This window comes from Fusibacter ferrireducens, assembly GCF_015352425.1.
In the GTDB taxonomy this organism is placed as follows: Bacteria; Bacillota; Clostridia; order Peptostreptococcales; family Acidaminobacteraceae; genus Fusibacter_A; species Fusibacter_A ferrireducens.
Map to the genome: position 1 here is coordinate 177304 of NZ_JADKNH010000001.1, position 15236 is coordinate 192539.

Below are 15236 nucleotides of genomic sequence, written 5' to 3' on the forward strand. Positions count from 1 at the left end.
GATTCATATGAAAATAAACGAAGCAACCATGGCATTAAAAGAGCAAATGACTCATGATATTATTAGATTGATAAAAATCCCTAGTATAATTGAAACAAATTCTCAGGAAAAACCATTTGGAAGTGCAATAGATGATGCCTTAAAATGTGTACTTAAGATTGCAGAAGAACTTGGATTTAGAACTTATTATGATCCAAAAGGCTATTATGGATATGCTGAAATAGGTGTAGGTGAAGCCTTGATAGGTATTTTAGGCCACCTTGATGTGGTATCAGAAGGTGATCCAGATCATTGGGCATATCCACCTTTTGAAGGGGTGTTAAAGGGCAATAAATTGTATGGTAGAGGTGCTCAAGACGATAAGGGACCAATCGTTGCAGCGATGTATGCGGTTAAGGCGCTTATGGATCTGCAAGTTGAATTTAAAAAGCGTATTAGAATTATATTTGGCACTGATGAAAAAAATCAGTGGCGGGGTATCAATAAATATCTGAAAGAGCAAGAAGTGCCTCAAATCAGTTTTGCACCAGATGCTTCCTTCCCAGTGATTTTTGCTGAAAAGGGGGTGCTTCAAGTAAAGCTTAAATCGACATCCAAATCCCCTGTAAATATCAAAGCGGGGAATGCGTTGAATGCTGTTCCTGAATCAGCACAAATTGTTTGCAATGACTACTTAAAACTCGAAAAAATTTTAAAGAAAAATGGCTTTGATTATGAAAATGATGGAGAAGAGATTATCGTCGTGGGGAAGAGTGTGCCTGCTTCTAAACCCAATTTAGGGATCAATGCGATAAATCGATTGATATTGGCAGTTAAGGAACTGGGCAAAAGTTCACCTGGAATTGATTTTTTAGCAGAAAGAATAGGTCTCACAAACTATGGAGAACTTATCTTTGGAAATTGCAGCGATGATTTATCAGGCAAGTTAACGATCAATATTGGAAAAATTGATTTCTCTGAAGCAGGAGAAGTTATCTGGATAGATTTGAGAATACCTGTTAGTCTGAATAGAAGTTTTATAGAAAATGGCTTAAGGCGTGTGGCAGAAAAATACAATCTTAGCTATGAAGTGCTCGGTGATCTTGCCCCAAAATATATTGAAAAAACACATCCACTGGTGGAAAAATTAACATCAGCTTATGAAGAAGAAACAGGACTTGATGGGACGCCACGGTCTATCGGTGGAGCGACCTATGCGAGATCAATGGAAAACTGCGTTGCCTTTGGAGCGTTTTTTCCAGGACAGGCAAGAACAGAACATCAAGTAGATGAGTTTATTGATCTCGATTTTTTGATGAAAGCAGTTCAAATTTACGCAAAATCTATTCAATTATTATTGGAAAATTGACGCATAAAAGCGAGCTAACGTGTTCTCGATTAATTTTTATATTTTATTACACTCAAAATAGAAAGCACTTTATAAGGTTGATGATTATTATAACCTTATAAAGTGCTTTTAAATTCAAATAATTTAAAAAATGTAGATACTTAAAAAATGTAGATACTTAAAAAAATGCAGATACTTTATCAATAAATATACATATGTCTTCGAACATTAAATTGTACTTGACGTTATTGGCATTCTCAACAAATGAAGAATTCAATTTGTATACATTTGTCAGGCGCATTAATGAAGACTCTGAGTTGAAGATTTCAATGGTAGATGAATTGTATTTGGTTGAAGCAAACCAGTTATCAGACACAATTTCAATGTTCTCTTTTAGAATAATAAGCCATCCAATACCTTCTACATATATTTCCACCATTTCTCTATTTGTATTGTTGAAGTATTCAATTAAAGATTCTGCTTTTGCCTTTGAACTCATAAAACGTATACCTCCATTCCTTTTTTATAGTATACCTAATTTCCAACCAAAAAACAAAATAATTATTTGAAGAAATGAGAAATGAGGATGTGTTGTATTGCCTCTGATTAGTCTTTTGGCATTAGAATTGCATATTATTAAAGTGAAAAAATTTATATTATTAATTGAAAGGAGATTATATATGAAGCGTTTAGAAGGAAAAGTAGCAATTGTAACGGGTGGAGCAAGTGGCATAGGGAGTTCTATCTGTGATGCATTCGTAAGAGAGGGGGCAATGGTTGTTTCTGCTGATATGAAAATACCGACAGAAAGCAGAGCAAATATTGAAGATGTCGCTCTAAATGTGACAAATCGTACAGAAATAGAACAGTTTGTAGACGAAACTGTAAAGAAATATGGACATATTGATATCTTAGTCAATAATGCGGGCATTACCAAAGATGCATTGATTCATAAAATGACTGAAGACATGTGGGATATGGTTATTGATGTTAATTTAAAAGGCGTTTTCAATTTAACACAAGCTGTAGGACCACATATGATGACCAATAATAAAGGTTCTATTATCAATATTGCTTCTGTGGTTGGCGAGTATGGCAATGTGGGACAGACAAACTATGCCGCAACTAAGGCGGGTGTAATAGGCATGGCTAAATCATGGGCTAAAGAATTCTCAAGAAAAGGGGCAGCAGTTAGAGTGAATTCAGTAGCACCAGGTTATGTTAACACTGAGATGATGAAAACAGTACCCGATAAGGTTTTAGATCCAATCAAAGCTAAAACGATGTTGGGGCGTTTAGGTGAGCCAGAAGAAATTGCCAATGCCGTTCTTTTTTTAGCTAGTGACGAAGCTTCATTTATCACGGGCCATACGCTATCTGTAAATGGTGGGTTGCGATTATAGGGGTGATCATTTTTCTTTACACTTTCAAATTATTTCAAAGAAAAGTGTCAACTAAAATGGACACTTTGTGATAGTAAAATATCTTTATTTATAGAAATTGCATTTGAGGAGGCCAATTATGCAAAGTAAATCTATTCAGGAAATTAAAATTGGTGATTTTGCAGTATTTCAGAAAACCATATCAGAAGGTGATGTATATTTATATGCAGGGATCAGTGGTGACTTTAATCCTGCTCATATAAATGCTGTAGAAGCAAGCAAAAGCATGTTTAAAGAGAGAATTGCACATGGTATGCTGAGTGCAAGTTTAATCTCTACCGTTTTGGGCTGCCATTTACCTGGGGCAGGCACGATTTATTTGGGCCAAGAATTAAAATTTAAAAAACCTGTATATTTCGGAGATACCATTGAAGCGAAGGCAGAGGTCGTGGAAATGAATGTGGAGCGCAACAGAGTTATTTTGAAGACAACGATTACAAATCAAAAAGGTGAAATCGTGGTGGATGGACAGGCAACTGTAATGCCTCCAGTAAAACAAAAATAGTGATAGTATTCAAGGAATAAATTACGTGATTTAGCACATAGGAATTGGAAACATAAAAGTACTGTAAATACAAAAGAACTGTCTCATATTAGTACTGAGACAGTTCTTTTAGTATGAGATCTACACTGAGCAAGTATTGATCTTTGTCATAAAATATAATTTTTCCCACGGGCATTGAAGGGATGAATTTTGGACTCTTCTTCCAAAAGGGGTCCAACATAATCGTGTATTCAATGTGCCCTGACTTTGGATAGGTCAAGGAAATGGTATCCGTTGGGAAAATACCGCAATCGGGAGGTAAATCAAAGTCTTTTACATACATGGGAACAGTATCTTTACACAGTAAATAGAGTTGACATTGATTTTTTGCATAGTTGATTAAGGTCGAAGTAATATCATTCTTTCGATATTTTGAAGAAGCCCCAAGTACAATGGCAACAATCTCTTTTTCTGAGGGAAAAGAATTGAATTGATGTGTGAGGTCATCGATAATTTTCGTATCAACACTACCAAAATCTAGATGTGCAGTTGTAACTTGACAATACCCTGCAAAATTAGTGAATCCAGTCTTAAAGCCATCTACTTCGGGTATGGTTTCCAAGAGCGCATTTGTATTGTGCTTGACGATCTGCTTTGAATTAAGTGTCCAACTCTCAAGGTTGGTAATTTCAGTAAGTTCAGGATAGTGTGTCAACAGATATTGAGTGAGCTTGAGCAATTCGATACTATTCATCATATTTTGGTCAGGGAGTGTATTTTTAGAAGCATCATATTGGGTCAACCCTGAAGCGTTTACAAATGAAACCGAATTTAAGCCTAATGAAGCAGACTTTTGATTCATCAATTTGACAAATGCGGATTCTGAGCCTGCAACACGTTCTGCAAGTGCCACAGCAGCATCATTAGAAGAACAAATAAGCATGCCGTGCAACAAATCATCTACACTCATTTGCTCTCCAACATGTAATTTTAAACCATTTCCATCCTGAGAAAGGGCATGTTCACTGATTGTAACCATCTCATTTAACGTCATATGACCTTGATTTATTTCATCCAGGACAATGCTTAAGGTCATTAACTTTGTCAAGCTCGCAATGCCAAGTGGTTTTGAAACATTGTAAGAAAAAACATTGTAGTGACCATCAAGATCAGAAAGCATATACGCCTGAGAAAAGTGCGTGAGATCGTTTCCGTTTTGAAAGTCTGTTGGATTTATTATTTCAGTGCCATATACAGGCATGTTTGTTGTGAATATACAAACTGAAGTTGCAAGGGTGATGCAATGCTTTAATATTTTCTTGCCGAATAGATTTCTAAATGTCATGAGTGCTCCTGTCAGTTGGTTGGGTGAGTGTCAAAATCAATGTTGATATAGTCCATTACTCGAGAAAATGGAATTTGAATTAGAGTATAATTTGTGGCAAAATCATTTTCCATGAAGTAAAAGACAATTTCGTCATCTGTGAAATACATGCCCATCCAATCTTCAGGGGATTCAAATTCAAATCCCATTTGAAGCGCAGCTTCTGAAAAAATATGGTTAAATTCAGTTTTGGATTTAAGATCATCTTTGACCAAATTTTCATTTAAAATTAAGTTGCTTGAATGCATGTCAATCGTAATCGGGTTCCAAATTTCAATGGCGCCATTTTCCCAGGTGAGTAAACCCTTATAGAGTACACTTAGATATTTTTTGTCTTGACGTTTGATTTCATAAGTCACAACAAGTGGATTTTCAACGCTTACGTCAGGCAAAAGCATTGACATGGCTGCATTTTTTAGAGATTGATTAATATAATCTTGCGTGAGTTCTCCAGCAAGACCTTTCATCACGGGATACTCAATTGTATAAATGCCTTCTTCAGTGGATGAACTGGTTGTAAGTTCATACTGATAATCATTGGCAAGTTCGGTTTTAGGTGGTGTTATTTCACTTTCTTCAGGCTGTGTTTCAACAGGAGGAGATGTCGTTTTGCTCTCTTCTTCCTGAGGTTTTTCTGGTTGTGATACTTCTACTTCAACAGGGGTTTGAATCGGTTTGGATTCATCCTTTTGGCAGCCTGTCGTGAAAATAAAAGTGGTAATCATGCCCACAGCGAGAATACTTCTTAAATAATATTTCATAGTATGTCCTTCCATTCAATTAAGCAAGTTTCTTATTACCAAACTGATTTTTGCTGCTGTTGCCTATTTTGTTGCTTTTGTCTATCTTGATGCCAGTGTCTATAAAAAAGGAATGTATCATAAGATACATCCCACTAATAATTTTATCATATATAAAGTGTCAATAGGGTTACAATTTAACTAAATCTTTTCTTGTAATATTTTTTACCCAAATTGCTCAAAATAAGTTGAATAAAATAGATACATAAGCCATATGAAATAAGCATCGTTGAGAAATTAGGCACAACACTGTTATAGGTAAGTGCAAAGATGAACATTGTCCCAGAAGCTAAATAGATAAGACTTAAAAATTTCAGAAAAGCATTTGCATCATATATGATGAAGTCATGTCTATATTTTTCCAAGAATTGATCTTTATCTGGGAGGTATAAGTGCAATCGGATTTCCACGCCTTTAAATATCATAACAACACCAAGTAAATACAAGGATAACATAAGCTTCACCCCTTTCTAAAGCATCTATTTTAAATATACCCATTATTCTGATAAATTAGCACTTTTGTTGTAAAAAAACAGATTTGAATAAAATGATGTCACGTAAAAGGGCCTTTGGCCTAGAGCACTTTTTAAGAAAATTTTTACAGGTCAAATCTTAAAAGCCCATTTGATAAAAATCAAATGGGCTTTTGTATTTTATGCTGTATTAATGGTAGATTTCAATATCTCCAATGTCCGAGTACGCTTCAATAGTCATGTCGAACTGATCAGAATTGGCATTATTTATGAAAAAGCAATCTTCCTGTGCAGTATAATTGACATTTTGGAATTTAATTTTCGAAATGAAATCTTCTTTTTCGGCAATTAATTTAACCTTTAAGTTTTCATCAAGTTTTAATTTGAGACCACCTGTGGAGGTAGTACACCTTAGTTTTGTATTTTCCGCATAGTCGCCTTTTAAATCCAGTTTAACTTGGCCAATATCGGAATTTGCATCAAGTGTAAACGCATTATCATAATTGCCATTCATAGAAAGCGTCACTTTGCCAGTGTTACCGTTTACCTCAACCTCTTGAAGTGTAGGGTATGCCCCTGATGTCTTTAAGAGCAAATCACCAACATCAGAGCTCAGTGAGATGGCATCGAGTTTGGCAGCATCATTTTGGAGCTCTAAATTGACTTTGCCAACATCACTTGAAAGATCTACATATTTAAGTTCATCTTGTTCAGAAGCAAGTATGATATTTATATCGCCTACATCTGAACTGACGTCCAATTTTTCAAAATGGAGTGTATCCGAATTGAGTTCAAATTTGCCGACATCTACATTGGAATGGATGTTATAGAGAAAACTTTCAGGTAGTTCAATCACGATCTTACTATTAAGCGTGTTAAAGTGCGTTTGATGTTTTGGAGAATCGAACGATAAGTGAAGCGTATCCCCATCAGGTGTACTTGTTGGAATGACGAATAGTTTCGTTTTGTTTGCATGTTGAGTCAAAGTAAAGGTTTGGTTGTTTACTTTTTTTATGGTAACATCACTGACATCAATATTTAAATTAAGGTCTATTTTTTTATAATCAGAAAAATCATCTGTGTAGATATATTCTTCCTTATCGATGGTTTCGTTTACAGATACTTCGCGCTGTGATTCATTTGTGTTCATGGTCCAATAAGTACATCCACTGAGTATGTATGCAAAAAGACCAATGAGTAAAATTGATGAGATACGTTTCATTGATAATGCCTCCATTTGATTTATTATGATTTGAGTATAATGATATAGAGTTAATATTGCGTTAGAAAGCCATTAAAATCATAATATTATCTGATTTTTTCCAACCATTTATCCATAGAGGGCCTAATAAATCTCATAAGTGATGTGGCAAGTAAAACGCCGCAAGCAATTGAAATGGCAACAAAAAGTGATTGAGCACCCGTTGTCATGGCTTGATCGAAATCTTTCTGAACGATGTAGAGCATGGTGTAATATATCCCATAACCCGGTACAAAAGGGATGATGCCTGGAATTGTAAACATCGTGGAAGGATGTCTTGTGATTGCAGCTAGAATTTCACCGATTAATCCAACAGCAACTGAGCCTACCACGGCAGGTAGTATGAAATTGGAGGTTTGCCCCTGTAAAGTGACGTAAACCATCCAGCCAATCATGCCGGTGACACCTGCATAGGGAATGAGTTTTCTCGGTAAATTGAATATGATTGAGAACCCAATAACACTAAATAGAGCATAAATCCCTTGAGTGATGATATACATAAAAAGTCCTTTCTATGAATGCAATATACAGTTTTCAGTTAAGAGATGCACTTTTATACTAAGTTACTTATAGATGCGCATTGTTTGTGGATATACTATATAAAATTAATGCCAAGTTGAAGCATGATGCCCACACCAAATGCAAGCGCTATGGCAATGAATAGAGCTTCCGTGATTTTAGCGCTGCCAGCTAAAAGTTCCCCAGAGATCAAGTCTCTAATGCCATTGTTCAATGATACACCGGGGACAAGCGTCATAAGTGGCCCTATAATGACCATATTAAGTGAAGCGTAAATGCCAAAGCACCCTATGAGCGATACGCTTATAATGCCAAAAAGAGAAGCTAAAAAGCCGCCAATGATATTTTTGACAAAGAAATTGAGGCGTTTATCTGAAAGGGAATCGAAACAAAGTACTGTAAAGGAACTCACAATATAAGCCAATAAGAATTCAACGAATGAACCTTTAAAGAGAAATATAAAAAAGCCACCTGCCATGCCACTAAAGAAAAAACGTGTCCATTTAGAAAAAGCAGGAGGATGATTTACAAGCAAATCAATGGCGTCACTTGCTGCTTCTATAGGCATGTCTGTACTTGTGAATTGCCTAGAGAGCGCGTTTATTCGATCGATCACTTCAAGATCTATGCCTTCGCCGTGAACGCGCTCAAGGATCGTTGTCGGATGATTATCTATATTGGCAGAAACGATGATTCCTGTTGGAATTACAAAAACATGAACATCCTCAAGCCCACGCGATGCCATCATTCTCTGAACGGTATCTTCAACACGATAAGTCTCAGCGCCATTTGTAAGCATAATATTGCCTGCCTTTAAAGCAATATCAACGATGCGTTTTTGTTCGGTTTGTATTTTCATATAGAGGTCCTTTTCTCATTTTAATCTGCTTCTAATATAAGACTAACTTGTTTTGAATCTTAGGGTGTTATGATACGCTTATAGTAGATGTAAAACAGTAATATACAATCTAAAATATTATAACATGAATAAGGAGAGGAGAGCGTTAAATGTTAAGTCTTATTTTAAGTATATTTGTTATTATTATGTTAATGAAAGTGTTGTTTCATATAGGTTTCGGGATTACAAAATTATTCTTCAGTTTGATCGGGATGGCTTTGTTTCTATTCTTTATTCCTGTAGCATTATTCTTCGTAGTGCCTATTTTTGCTGTTATGGCCATTATGTTTTTACTAAAGCTCGTATTTTAAAAAATAAAACTTCTAAAAATCTTTAAAATTTGATAAAATGGTCACATGAAAGCACTTATAAAAGTGCTTTATTTTTTTTGAAAGAAGGTAGCAGTTGGTTAATGAAAAAATACAGATTGTTTGTGAATCTGAAAATATTAGGATAGATGCCTATCTGTCAGAAGCACTGAATGATCTCTCAAGAAATTATATACAAAAGTTAATAACAGGTGGCCATGTGACGTTAAATGGCGAGGTGTTGAACAGCAAGAAAATTAAGGTATCCATGGATGATTTTATAGAGATTCATATCCCTGAACCAGAGCTTTTGAGTATAAAGGCTGAATCGATTCCTCTGGAGATTGTCTACGAGGATGATGATCTCATGATTATCAACAAGCCACAAGGGATGGTGGTACATCCAGCACCAGGTAATTATACGGGAACGCTTGTGAATGCTTTGATGGCATTTACTGAGAAACTTTCATCAATTAATGGGGTTATAAGACCGGGGATCGTGCATCGAATTGATAAAGATACTTCTGGACTTCTAATGGTTGCTAAAAACAATAAGGCACATGAGTGTCTGGCAGCTCAACTTAAAGATAAATCCACAGTGAGGGTGTATTATGCAATCGTGAATGGCGTCGTCAAAAGTGATTCGGGGACAATAGACAAGCCGCTTGGCAGGCATCCTAAAGATCGTAAAAAGATTGCCATTGTCCCAGATGGAAGAGAGGCTGTCACACATTATGAAGTGCTTGAACGCTTTAAGTATCATACGCTTGTAAAATTAAAACTCGAAACGGGTAGGACACATCAGATAAGGGTGCATATGGCTTCAATTGGCTATCCGCTTCTTGGAGACCCCGTTTATGGCGTTAAATCTGAACGCGTAAAATACGAAGGTCAGGCCCTTCACGCAAAAATAATAGGATTTGAACATCCAACAACACATGAAATGATGATTTTTGAATCAGATTTACCAGAATATTTTACAAAATTACTGAATAAGTGTAGAAGTTTATAGGAGGGTACAATGGAGTTTAAAGCACAAATATTAGATGAAAAAGCAATTGATAGAACGCTGACACGTCTTGCGCATGAAATCATTGAAAAGAATAAGGGCATCGATAACTTGGTATTAGTAGGGATCAAATCAAGGGGGGTTCCACTTGCAAACAGACTTTCAAACAAAATTGCAACCATAGAAGGCAGGCCACTAAAAGTTGGCAGTCTGGATATTACAATGTATAGAGATGATTTGTCTTTAAAGAGTTATCAACCGGATGTTAAGGGGCTTGACGTTGATTTTGAAATTGATGGCAAGGTTGTTATTTTGGTGGATGATGTGATTTATACGGGAAGAACGGTTCGCGCTGCAATGGATGCCATAATAGATTATGGTAGACCAGCATCGATACAACTGGCGGTGTTAGTCGATAGAGGACACCGAGAATTACCGATTAGACCAGATTATGTGGGAAAAAATGTGCCGACATCGAGCAAAGAAATTGTAAAAGTTAAAGTTTTAGAGGTAGATGATTTTAATGAAGTTGCCATCTATCAAAAATAGAAAATGTAAAATACATTTGTTTTTGTAGGAGGAATGTTATCATGTCGAGTTCAAGTTTGAACTTCATAGAAGTTCAAGATCTGATTAAGTATTTTGGAGACTTCAAAGTATTGAAAGGCATCAATTTACATGTCAAACAGGGTTCGATTTATGGCCTAATTGGCCCCAATGGGGCAGGAAAGACCACGTTGATCAAACATATAGTGGGTTCTTATTATCAAGATGGTGGAGAGGTTTTAATAGATGGAGAACCTGTATACGACAATAGTCGAATACTAAAGCGTATGGCTTATATTCCAGATGATCTCTACTTCAATACAACAGACACGGTGAAAAAAATTTCAAAATTTTACAAAAAAATATACCCTTTTTTTAATGAGAAGAGATTTGAAACTTTAAAGACGGTGTTTGAAATCGATGAAAATCACTTGATTCGAAAAATGTCAAAAGGCATGAAGAAACAAGCGGCTTTTTGGCTTGCAATTTCGAGCATGCCAGATATCCTGATTTTGGATGAGCCTGTGGACGGACTTGATCCCGTCACAAGAAGGCGCGTTTGGTCTTTGATCTTACAAGATGTTGAAGAACGTGGAACCACTGTATTGATTTCTTCTCATAATCTCAGAGAGCTTGAGGATGTATGTGATTATGTGGGGATTTTGCATAATGGCAGTTTGCTCATGGAAAAGGATTTAGACGAATTAAAAACAGATATTCATAAGATACAGACTTCATTTGAATTTGAACCAGATTCGACAAAATTGAACGCAGGTAAGATATTATATGAAAATATATTGGGCTCCGTACATAATTACATCATAAAAGGGGATAAAGATCATATTCTCAAATGGCTCAATCTCTATAGTCCGCGGTTTATTGACATGCTCCCTCTGTCACTGGAGGAAGTCTTTATCTACGAAATAGGGGGGGAAGGCTATGAAATTAAAGAAATCATTTTATAACAGTCATGTGATTAGACATGATCTCACCTACTTCGGATGGATTGGTGGCATTTATATTATATTGCTTTTGCTTATAGGGCCGATAGCTTCTCTCTCAGGGGAAGAGAGATTCGCAAATTATATGCTGCGCTTGCTGGATTTTGATGCACCACTGCATCTGTTCACAATTGTGACAATTCCCATTGTTTTAGGTCTATTTCAATTTAAGTATCTACATAATCAATTGCAGATCTCAAGAGTTCACAATTATCCCTTTTCAAGATATGAGTGGCTTGGTACAAAACTTGTTACAGGTATGTTTATACTTTTAATTCCCCAAATGTTTTTCACACTCTTTGTAATCGTTTTTTACCCTTCTGCTGGATTCATTGGGAATCAGTTGATTCATACACCGCTTGAATTTTTGGTTTTGAATTGTGTTTATATGCTAAGTCTGTATTTTTTTTCAGTTTTGATTTCGATAATATCTGGCTTTACAATTGCAGCAGCTTTGATGACTCTTATTTTCTTCTCAGTACCGTACGGTATCTTGACATTGCTTTTTAGCAATTTAGAGCTTACCTTGAAAGGGTTTTACTATAATTATAGTTTTATGGACAAAGTGATTTTAAAATTATCGCCTCTTACAGTACTCTACGAGTTTTCATGTAAAAGGATTTCGAACATGACCTATGTGAGCATTGGAATGTTTGTATTCGTTTTTTTGTTTGCGATTTTTTTCCTCTATGCCAAGCGAAAAGATGAATCCGCTGGAGATGTGCTGGCCTTTGAAGTCTTAAAACCTATTTTCACAGTGGGGGTTACAATTTGTAGTGTATTTGTGGTAGGCACCTATATCTCTGTGATTTATGAAACTGAAATCTCTTTATTTGCAGGATATCTTATCGGTGGGACACTGGGCTATTATATCTCTCACATTATTGTCAACAAAAAAATTAATGTCTTCAAGAAATATGCCAAAGGATATGGTGTCATGATTTTATGTATCGTTCTTTTTCAAGGCGTTATATATTTTGACATTGTTGGATTCGAAAGCAAGGTGCCTGACGTCGGTTCAATTGAATCCGTGATTTTTGAGCCGCTTTATGCGCCTAAAGATGAACATGATCGCAAGGTTTATTCGAGTATAGAAGACATTGAAACCATTAGAGAAATTCATAAAAAACGCATAGCTGAAGAAGTAGAGAGCAAGGTGGGGAAAAAATTTTATATTCAGTATAATTTGAAGAATGGCATTAAAATTAAGCGTCAATACATCATTGAAGAATTGCGATATAAACCTATTTTTAATACTCTGTATAGTTCTGAGGCGTATAAGAAGCAAACTTATGATATTTTTAATCTTGATCCAAATGCGGTTTCAATGGTTTTAATTGAGAGCAATCAATTTTGGAACAATAGAGAAAAAATTGAGACAACGAAAGACATAGATCAATTATTGAGTGCTTTGAAACAAGATGTTATGGCGGCATCTGCTGAAGATTTAGTTTTTAATAGATACGATCAGGCGCATATTATATTTTATGATAACAGGCATAATGCAAATGTCAATGTGGTTGCTCTTGATGAACAAGAATTAGATAATAGTGTTGATCTGAGTGGCTTTGACGAAGTAGATAGTCAAGCGATTATTGTGGATATTCCGCTTAATTCAAAGTTCTCTAAAACGAAGTCGTGGCTTGATGAGAAAGGGGTATTGAGCAATATTGCATTGAAGCCTGAAGCGGTGAGTTACATCGTTCTTGAAGAAGTGGGCTTGAGATCATCGGCAACCACCGTTATTGGTGAAGAATCCAAAACAGTAAATGTTGTCGAACCGGAGTGGATCAAAGATATTTTAGAAAAAATGTCTTATGGAGAATACTTTGATGACAAAGAACCTTATTATGTTGTCGGCGTTGGACTTAAAGATAAAATTGATGGCATGGTTTACGCTTACATCCAAAAGAAAAATTTACCACAAGAGGTATTGGATGAGTTTACGCATTAAATTATAATGACCTCAAAGGAAAAAGTAAGTTCTGCTTTGAATGCTTAAAAGTAAGTGACTTTTTAATCAACGCGTTTATATTAAAAAAGCACAGTCTCTAAATGTTTTATAACCATTTTAAAGACTGTGCTTATTTTTTTGGAATCTTACTATTTTACGTCTTTATAATCGACTTCTTCCACTTCATCTGAATCGATATTGATGATGACGCGACTATTGTGAGTTGAAGCGTCTTGAGCATTATCATTTGAACCGTATCGATAGAAAAAAGTCTTTTTTAAAGGTTTCATCAACTTGCCTTGATAGACCAAAATGATACCAAGAGCTAAAATAATAATGCCGAGTATCATCATAACCGTTGCAAGTGCTGCTTTAGAATTGACAATGGCGAAGACCCCAAGGAGGATCATCAAGATCGCCGACAAGATGATATTGTCAGATTTTTGCTTGGAGTAAAGCAGTAGTCCATGAGCGCCACTTAAAGTAAAGGCGATGCCGATAATGAGTAGTATATACTCAGGATTTATAAAGGCAAAGATACTCATGAAGAGCAGAGACGCACTTAGAAATGTCGTCATAAGGCTTCGCATAACCAACGAAAAAGTTAAGCCATAAAAACCTATAACCATCAAAAGTAACGTTATAAATTTGATGGCTAAAAAGCCTATAAATGTCGGAAAAAGGATCAAGGTTGCACCGATAATGCCCAGTGTAATGCCTGACCACTGAATACCGTTAAGTTTATGATTATGTTCCATGATTTCACCAACCGTTTAAATAAATTTAGGATCAAATCGTTATACTAATGCTAGTATAAGGCAAAAATATGAATATATTATTAACAAAAAAGCAACATACCTAAAAGTTAATGTGACTTTATTGAGATGAGATCAGTGACTAAATCGGCATATTTGAATTTAGATGGAATACGTTCTGTATTATAGAGCCAACTGAGTAAAATGTCCATGTCGTCCATATTTGGTAACTCAAAGGACGTCTTAATCGGGAGCTTAGAAAGTTGAATCTGTTCGGAAATATTAAAATACTTTTCTATAAGAGCGTTATAATGCTTCAAAGTTTTCGCTTCAGATGAGCTATTGAGTTTGGACAAAAATTGTTCTACAAAATCAATATGTGCACTTTCATAGAATTTATTAATGGTCAATATGGCATATGAAGGATTAAGCCCACTCATTTTTTGAATTAACTTGGCATTGTGATTTAAGAGATAATCACTATATGGAGAAGTGAATATACCAAAATCCAGAGTGTTATCTTCTAAAAGTTTGACGCGTGAAAGTGCATCATTGACCAGAACTTCATCCATTGAAATGCCAATTGTATTTTGGGATTGAATTGTGAGGTCAAGGAAAAATTCGCATTGATTGTAGTTGTAAATGCCCATTGCAGCAGCTTTGACGTCACTTAATTTTGTTGCAGTATTATTCTTTTCTGAGCCAATGAGATAAAGTTCCTTATAGGTACTTGAGATGATGACAAAATCTGAGAGCGTTTTATGAGCCACAATAAAGGAAGAGGGTTCACAAAGAAAACCATCTAAAAACCCGATGCGTGCATCATAAAGCATTGCATTTTCTGTTGAATAGACAATGACTTCAACAGGAAATTCTAAGTGATCCAATAGGCCTTGATCATAGGCATCAAGGATGGGCAAAGATGCTGTTTCTGAGAGCACGCCTATCCTCACAGTATTCTCAGATTTGCTATCTCTGTAGAAGAGACCACCGATTGAAAGCATCACAATCAGTGAGATCAGTACAATTTTTATTTTCATAGAGACCTCTCAATTGAGTAGAATGAATTTCATCA

At 35.7% G+C, this 15236-nt stretch carries 17 protein-coding genes; 8 read left to right on the forward strand and 9 right to left on the reverse strand.

Annotated features, from left to right (window positions below; translation table 11 throughout):
- The first annotated feature begins 7 nt into the window (after positions 1-7).
- Entirely contained in the window at positions 8-1348 is a 1341-nt protein-coding gene (locus ISU02_RS00885; RefSeq protein ID WP_194699894.1) for a Sapep family Mn(2+)-dependent dipeptidase, read from the forward strand.
- A 157-nt stretch (positions 1349-1505) separates the two neighbouring features.
- On the opposite strand, the gene ISU02_RS00890 is transcribed toward ISU02_RS00885, so the two are convergent.
- Positions 1506-1826 (reverse strand): hypothetical protein, encoded by a 321-nt coding sequence (locus ISU02_RS00890; RefSeq protein ID WP_194699895.1) that lies wholly within the window; start codon positions 1824-1826, stop codon positions 1506-1508.
- A 181-nt stretch (positions 1827-2007) separates the two neighbouring features.
- On the opposite strand from ISU02_RS00890, the gene ISU02_RS00895 reads away from it, so the two are divergent.
- Positions 2008-2730 carry a beta-ketoacyl-ACP reductase gene (locus tag ISU02_RS00895; protein ID WP_194699896.1) on the forward strand — a complete coding sequence of 241 codons (723 nt, stop codon included), beginning with the start codon at positions 2008-2010 and terminating at the stop codon, positions 2728-2730.
- Between the two features lie 118 nt (positions 2731-2848).
- Positions 2849-3274, forward strand: coding sequence for a MaoC family dehydratase (locus ISU02_RS00900; protein WP_194699897.1), 426 nt, complete (start codon positions 2849-2851; stop codon positions 3272-3274).
- Positions 3275-3362: 88 nt separating this feature from the next.
- Here ISU02_RS00900 and ISU02_RS00905 read toward each other — a convergent pair whose 3' ends face one another.
- From ISU02_RS00905 to ISU02_RS00930, 6 genes are all read right to left on the reverse strand, one after another.
- Positions 3363-4598, reverse strand: coding sequence for a D-alanyl-D-alanine carboxypeptidase family protein (locus ISU02_RS00905; RefSeq protein WP_194699898.1), 1236 nt, complete (start codon positions 4596-4598; stop codon positions 3363-3365).
- A gap of 11 nt (positions 4599-4609) precedes the next feature.
- Complete coding sequence (locus ISU02_RS00910; RefSeq protein WP_194699899.1) at positions 4610-5398, reverse strand: superantigen-like protein SSL4; 789 nt, start codon at positions 5396-5398, stop codon at positions 4610-4612.
- A 176-nt stretch (positions 5399-5574) separates the two neighbouring features.
- Entirely contained in the window at positions 5575-5892 is a 318-nt protein-coding gene (locus ISU02_RS00915; protein WP_194699900.1) for a hypothetical protein, read from the reverse strand.
- Between the two features lie 208 nt (positions 5893-6100).
- Positions 6101-7132 carry a DUF4097 family beta strand repeat-containing protein gene (locus ISU02_RS00920; RefSeq protein WP_194699901.1) on the reverse strand — a complete coding sequence of 344 codons (1032 nt, stop codon included), beginning with the start codon at positions 7130-7132 and terminating at the stop codon, positions 6101-6103.
- A gap of 86 nt (positions 7133-7218) precedes the next feature.
- Complete coding sequence (locus ISU02_RS00925; RefSeq protein ID WP_194699902.1) at positions 7219-7671, reverse strand: threonine/serine exporter family protein; 453 nt, start codon at positions 7669-7671, stop codon at positions 7219-7221.
- Between the two features lie 95 nt (positions 7672-7766).
- On the reverse strand, positions 7767-8549 hold the full coding sequence (locus ISU02_RS00930; protein WP_194699903.1) for a threonine/serine exporter family protein: 783 nt from the start codon (positions 8547-8549) through the stop codon (positions 7767-7769).
- A gap of 149 nt (positions 8550-8698) precedes the next feature.
- Here ISU02_RS00930 and ISU02_RS00935 point away from each other — a divergent pair, with 149 nt between their 5' ends.
- The 5 genes from ISU02_RS00935 to ISU02_RS00955 all read left to right on the forward strand — a co-directional run bounded on the left by ISU02_RS00935 (position 8699) and on the right by ISU02_RS00955 (position 13406).
- Positions 8699-8899 carry a hypothetical protein gene (locus tag ISU02_RS00935; RefSeq protein WP_194699904.1) on the forward strand — a complete coding sequence of 67 codons (201 nt, stop codon included), beginning with the start codon at positions 8699-8701 and terminating at the stop codon, positions 8897-8899.
- A 94-nt stretch (positions 8900-8993) separates the two neighbouring features.
- Positions 8994-9908 carry an RluA family pseudouridine synthase gene (locus ISU02_RS00940; protein WP_194699905.1) on the forward strand — a complete coding sequence of 305 codons (915 nt, stop codon included), beginning with the start codon at positions 8994-8996 and terminating at the stop codon, positions 9906-9908.
- Between the two features lie 9 nt (positions 9909-9917).
- Entirely contained in the window at positions 9918-10454 is a 537-nt protein-coding gene (gene pyrR / locus ISU02_RS00945; protein WP_194699906.1) for a bifunctional pyr operon transcriptional regulator/uracil phosphoribosyltransferase PyrR, read from the forward strand.
- A 41-nt stretch (positions 10455-10495) separates the two neighbouring features.
- Positions 10496-11416 (forward strand): ABC transporter ATP-binding protein, encoded by a 921-nt coding sequence (locus tag ISU02_RS00950; RefSeq protein ID WP_194699907.1) that lies wholly within the window; start codon positions 10496-10498, stop codon positions 11414-11416.
- Positions 11391-13406 (forward strand): DUF6449 domain-containing protein, encoded by a 2016-nt coding sequence (locus ISU02_RS00955; RefSeq protein ID WP_194699908.1) that lies wholly within the window; start codon positions 11391-11393, stop codon positions 13404-13406. Before ISU02_RS00950 ends, ISU02_RS00955 begins: the two co-directional genes overlap by 26 nt.
- A 149-nt stretch (positions 13407-13555) precedes the next feature.
- Here ISU02_RS00955 and ISU02_RS00960 read toward each other — a convergent pair whose 3' ends face one another.
- Together ISU02_RS00960 and ISU02_RS00965 are read right to left on the reverse strand one after the other, a co-directional pair.
- Positions 13556-14164 carry a DUF308 domain-containing protein gene (locus ISU02_RS00960; protein WP_194699909.1) on the reverse strand — a complete coding sequence of 203 codons (609 nt, stop codon included), beginning with the start codon at positions 14162-14164 and terminating at the stop codon, positions 13556-13558.
- A gap of 107 nt (positions 14165-14271) precedes the next feature.
- The gene (locus ISU02_RS00965; protein ID WP_194699910.1) at positions 14272-15201 is read right to left on the reverse strand and encodes a substrate-binding domain-containing protein; all 930 of its coding nucleotides are present in this window, start codon (positions 15199-15201) and stop codon (positions 14272-14274) included.
- Positions 15202-15236 lie beyond the last annotated feature (35 nt).

What these genes read in the sequence shown, in the direction of transcription:
- ISU02_RS00885 (WP_194699894.1), top strand. Translation starts at nt 8, where the DNA reads ATGAAAATAAACGAAGCAACCATGGCATTAAAAGAGCAAATGACTCAT.
- ISU02_RS00890 (WP_194699895.1), bottom strand. Translation starts at nt 1,826, where the DNA reads ATGAGTTCAAAGGCAAAAGCAGAATCTTTAATTGAATACTTCAACAAT.
- ISU02_RS00895 (WP_194699896.1), top strand. Translation starts at nt 2,008, where the DNA reads ATGAAGCGTTTAGAAGGAAAAGTAGCAATTGTAACGGGTGGAGCAAGT.
- ISU02_RS00900 (WP_194699897.1), top strand. Translation starts at nt 2,849, where the DNA reads ATGCAAAGTAAATCTATTCAGGAAATTAAAATTGGTGATTTTGCAGTA.
- ISU02_RS00905 (WP_194699898.1), bottom strand. Translation starts at nt 4,598, where the DNA reads ATGACATTTAGAAATCTATTCGGCAAGAAAATATTAAAGCATTGCATC.
- ISU02_RS00910 (WP_194699899.1), bottom strand. Translation starts at nt 5,398, where the DNA reads ATGAAATATTATTTAAGAAGTATTCTCGCTGTGGGCATGATTACCACT.
- ISU02_RS00915 (WP_194699900.1), bottom strand. Translation starts at nt 5,892, where the DNA reads ATGTTATCCTTGTATTTACTTGGTGTTGTTATGATATTTAAAGGCGTG.
- ISU02_RS00920 (WP_194699901.1), bottom strand. Translation starts at nt 7,132, where the DNA reads ATGAAACGTATCTCATCAATTTTACTCATTGGTCTTTTTGCATACATA.
- ISU02_RS00925 (WP_194699902.1), bottom strand. Translation starts at nt 7,671, where the DNA reads ATGTATATCATCACTCAAGGGATTTATGCTCTATTTAGTGTTATTGGG.
- ISU02_RS00930 (WP_194699903.1), bottom strand. Translation starts at nt 8,549, where the DNA reads ATGAAAATACAAACCGAACAAAAACGCATCGTTGATATTGCTTTAAAG.
- ISU02_RS00935 (WP_194699904.1), top strand. Translation starts at nt 8,699, where the DNA reads ATGTTAAGTCTTATTTTAAGTATATTTGTTATTATTATGTTAATGAAA.
- pyrR (WP_194699906.1), top strand. Translation starts at nt 9,918, where the DNA reads ATGGAGTTTAAAGCACAAATATTAGATGAAAAAGCAATTGATAGAACG.
- ISU02_RS00950 (WP_194699907.1), top strand. Translation starts at nt 10,496, where the DNA reads ATGTCGAGTTCAAGTTTGAACTTCATAGAAGTTCAAGATCTGATTAAG.
- ISU02_RS00955 (WP_194699908.1), top strand. Translation starts at nt 11,391, where the DNA reads ATGAAATTAAAGAAATCATTTTATAACAGTCATGTGATTAGACATGAT.
- ISU02_RS00960 (WP_194699909.1), bottom strand. Translation starts at nt 14,164, where the DNA reads ATGGAACATAATCATAAACTTAACGGTATTCAGTGGTCAGGCATTACA.
- ISU02_RS00965 (WP_194699910.1), bottom strand. Translation starts at nt 15,201, where the DNA reads ATGAAAATAAAAATTGTACTGATCTCACTGATTGTGATGCTTTCAATC.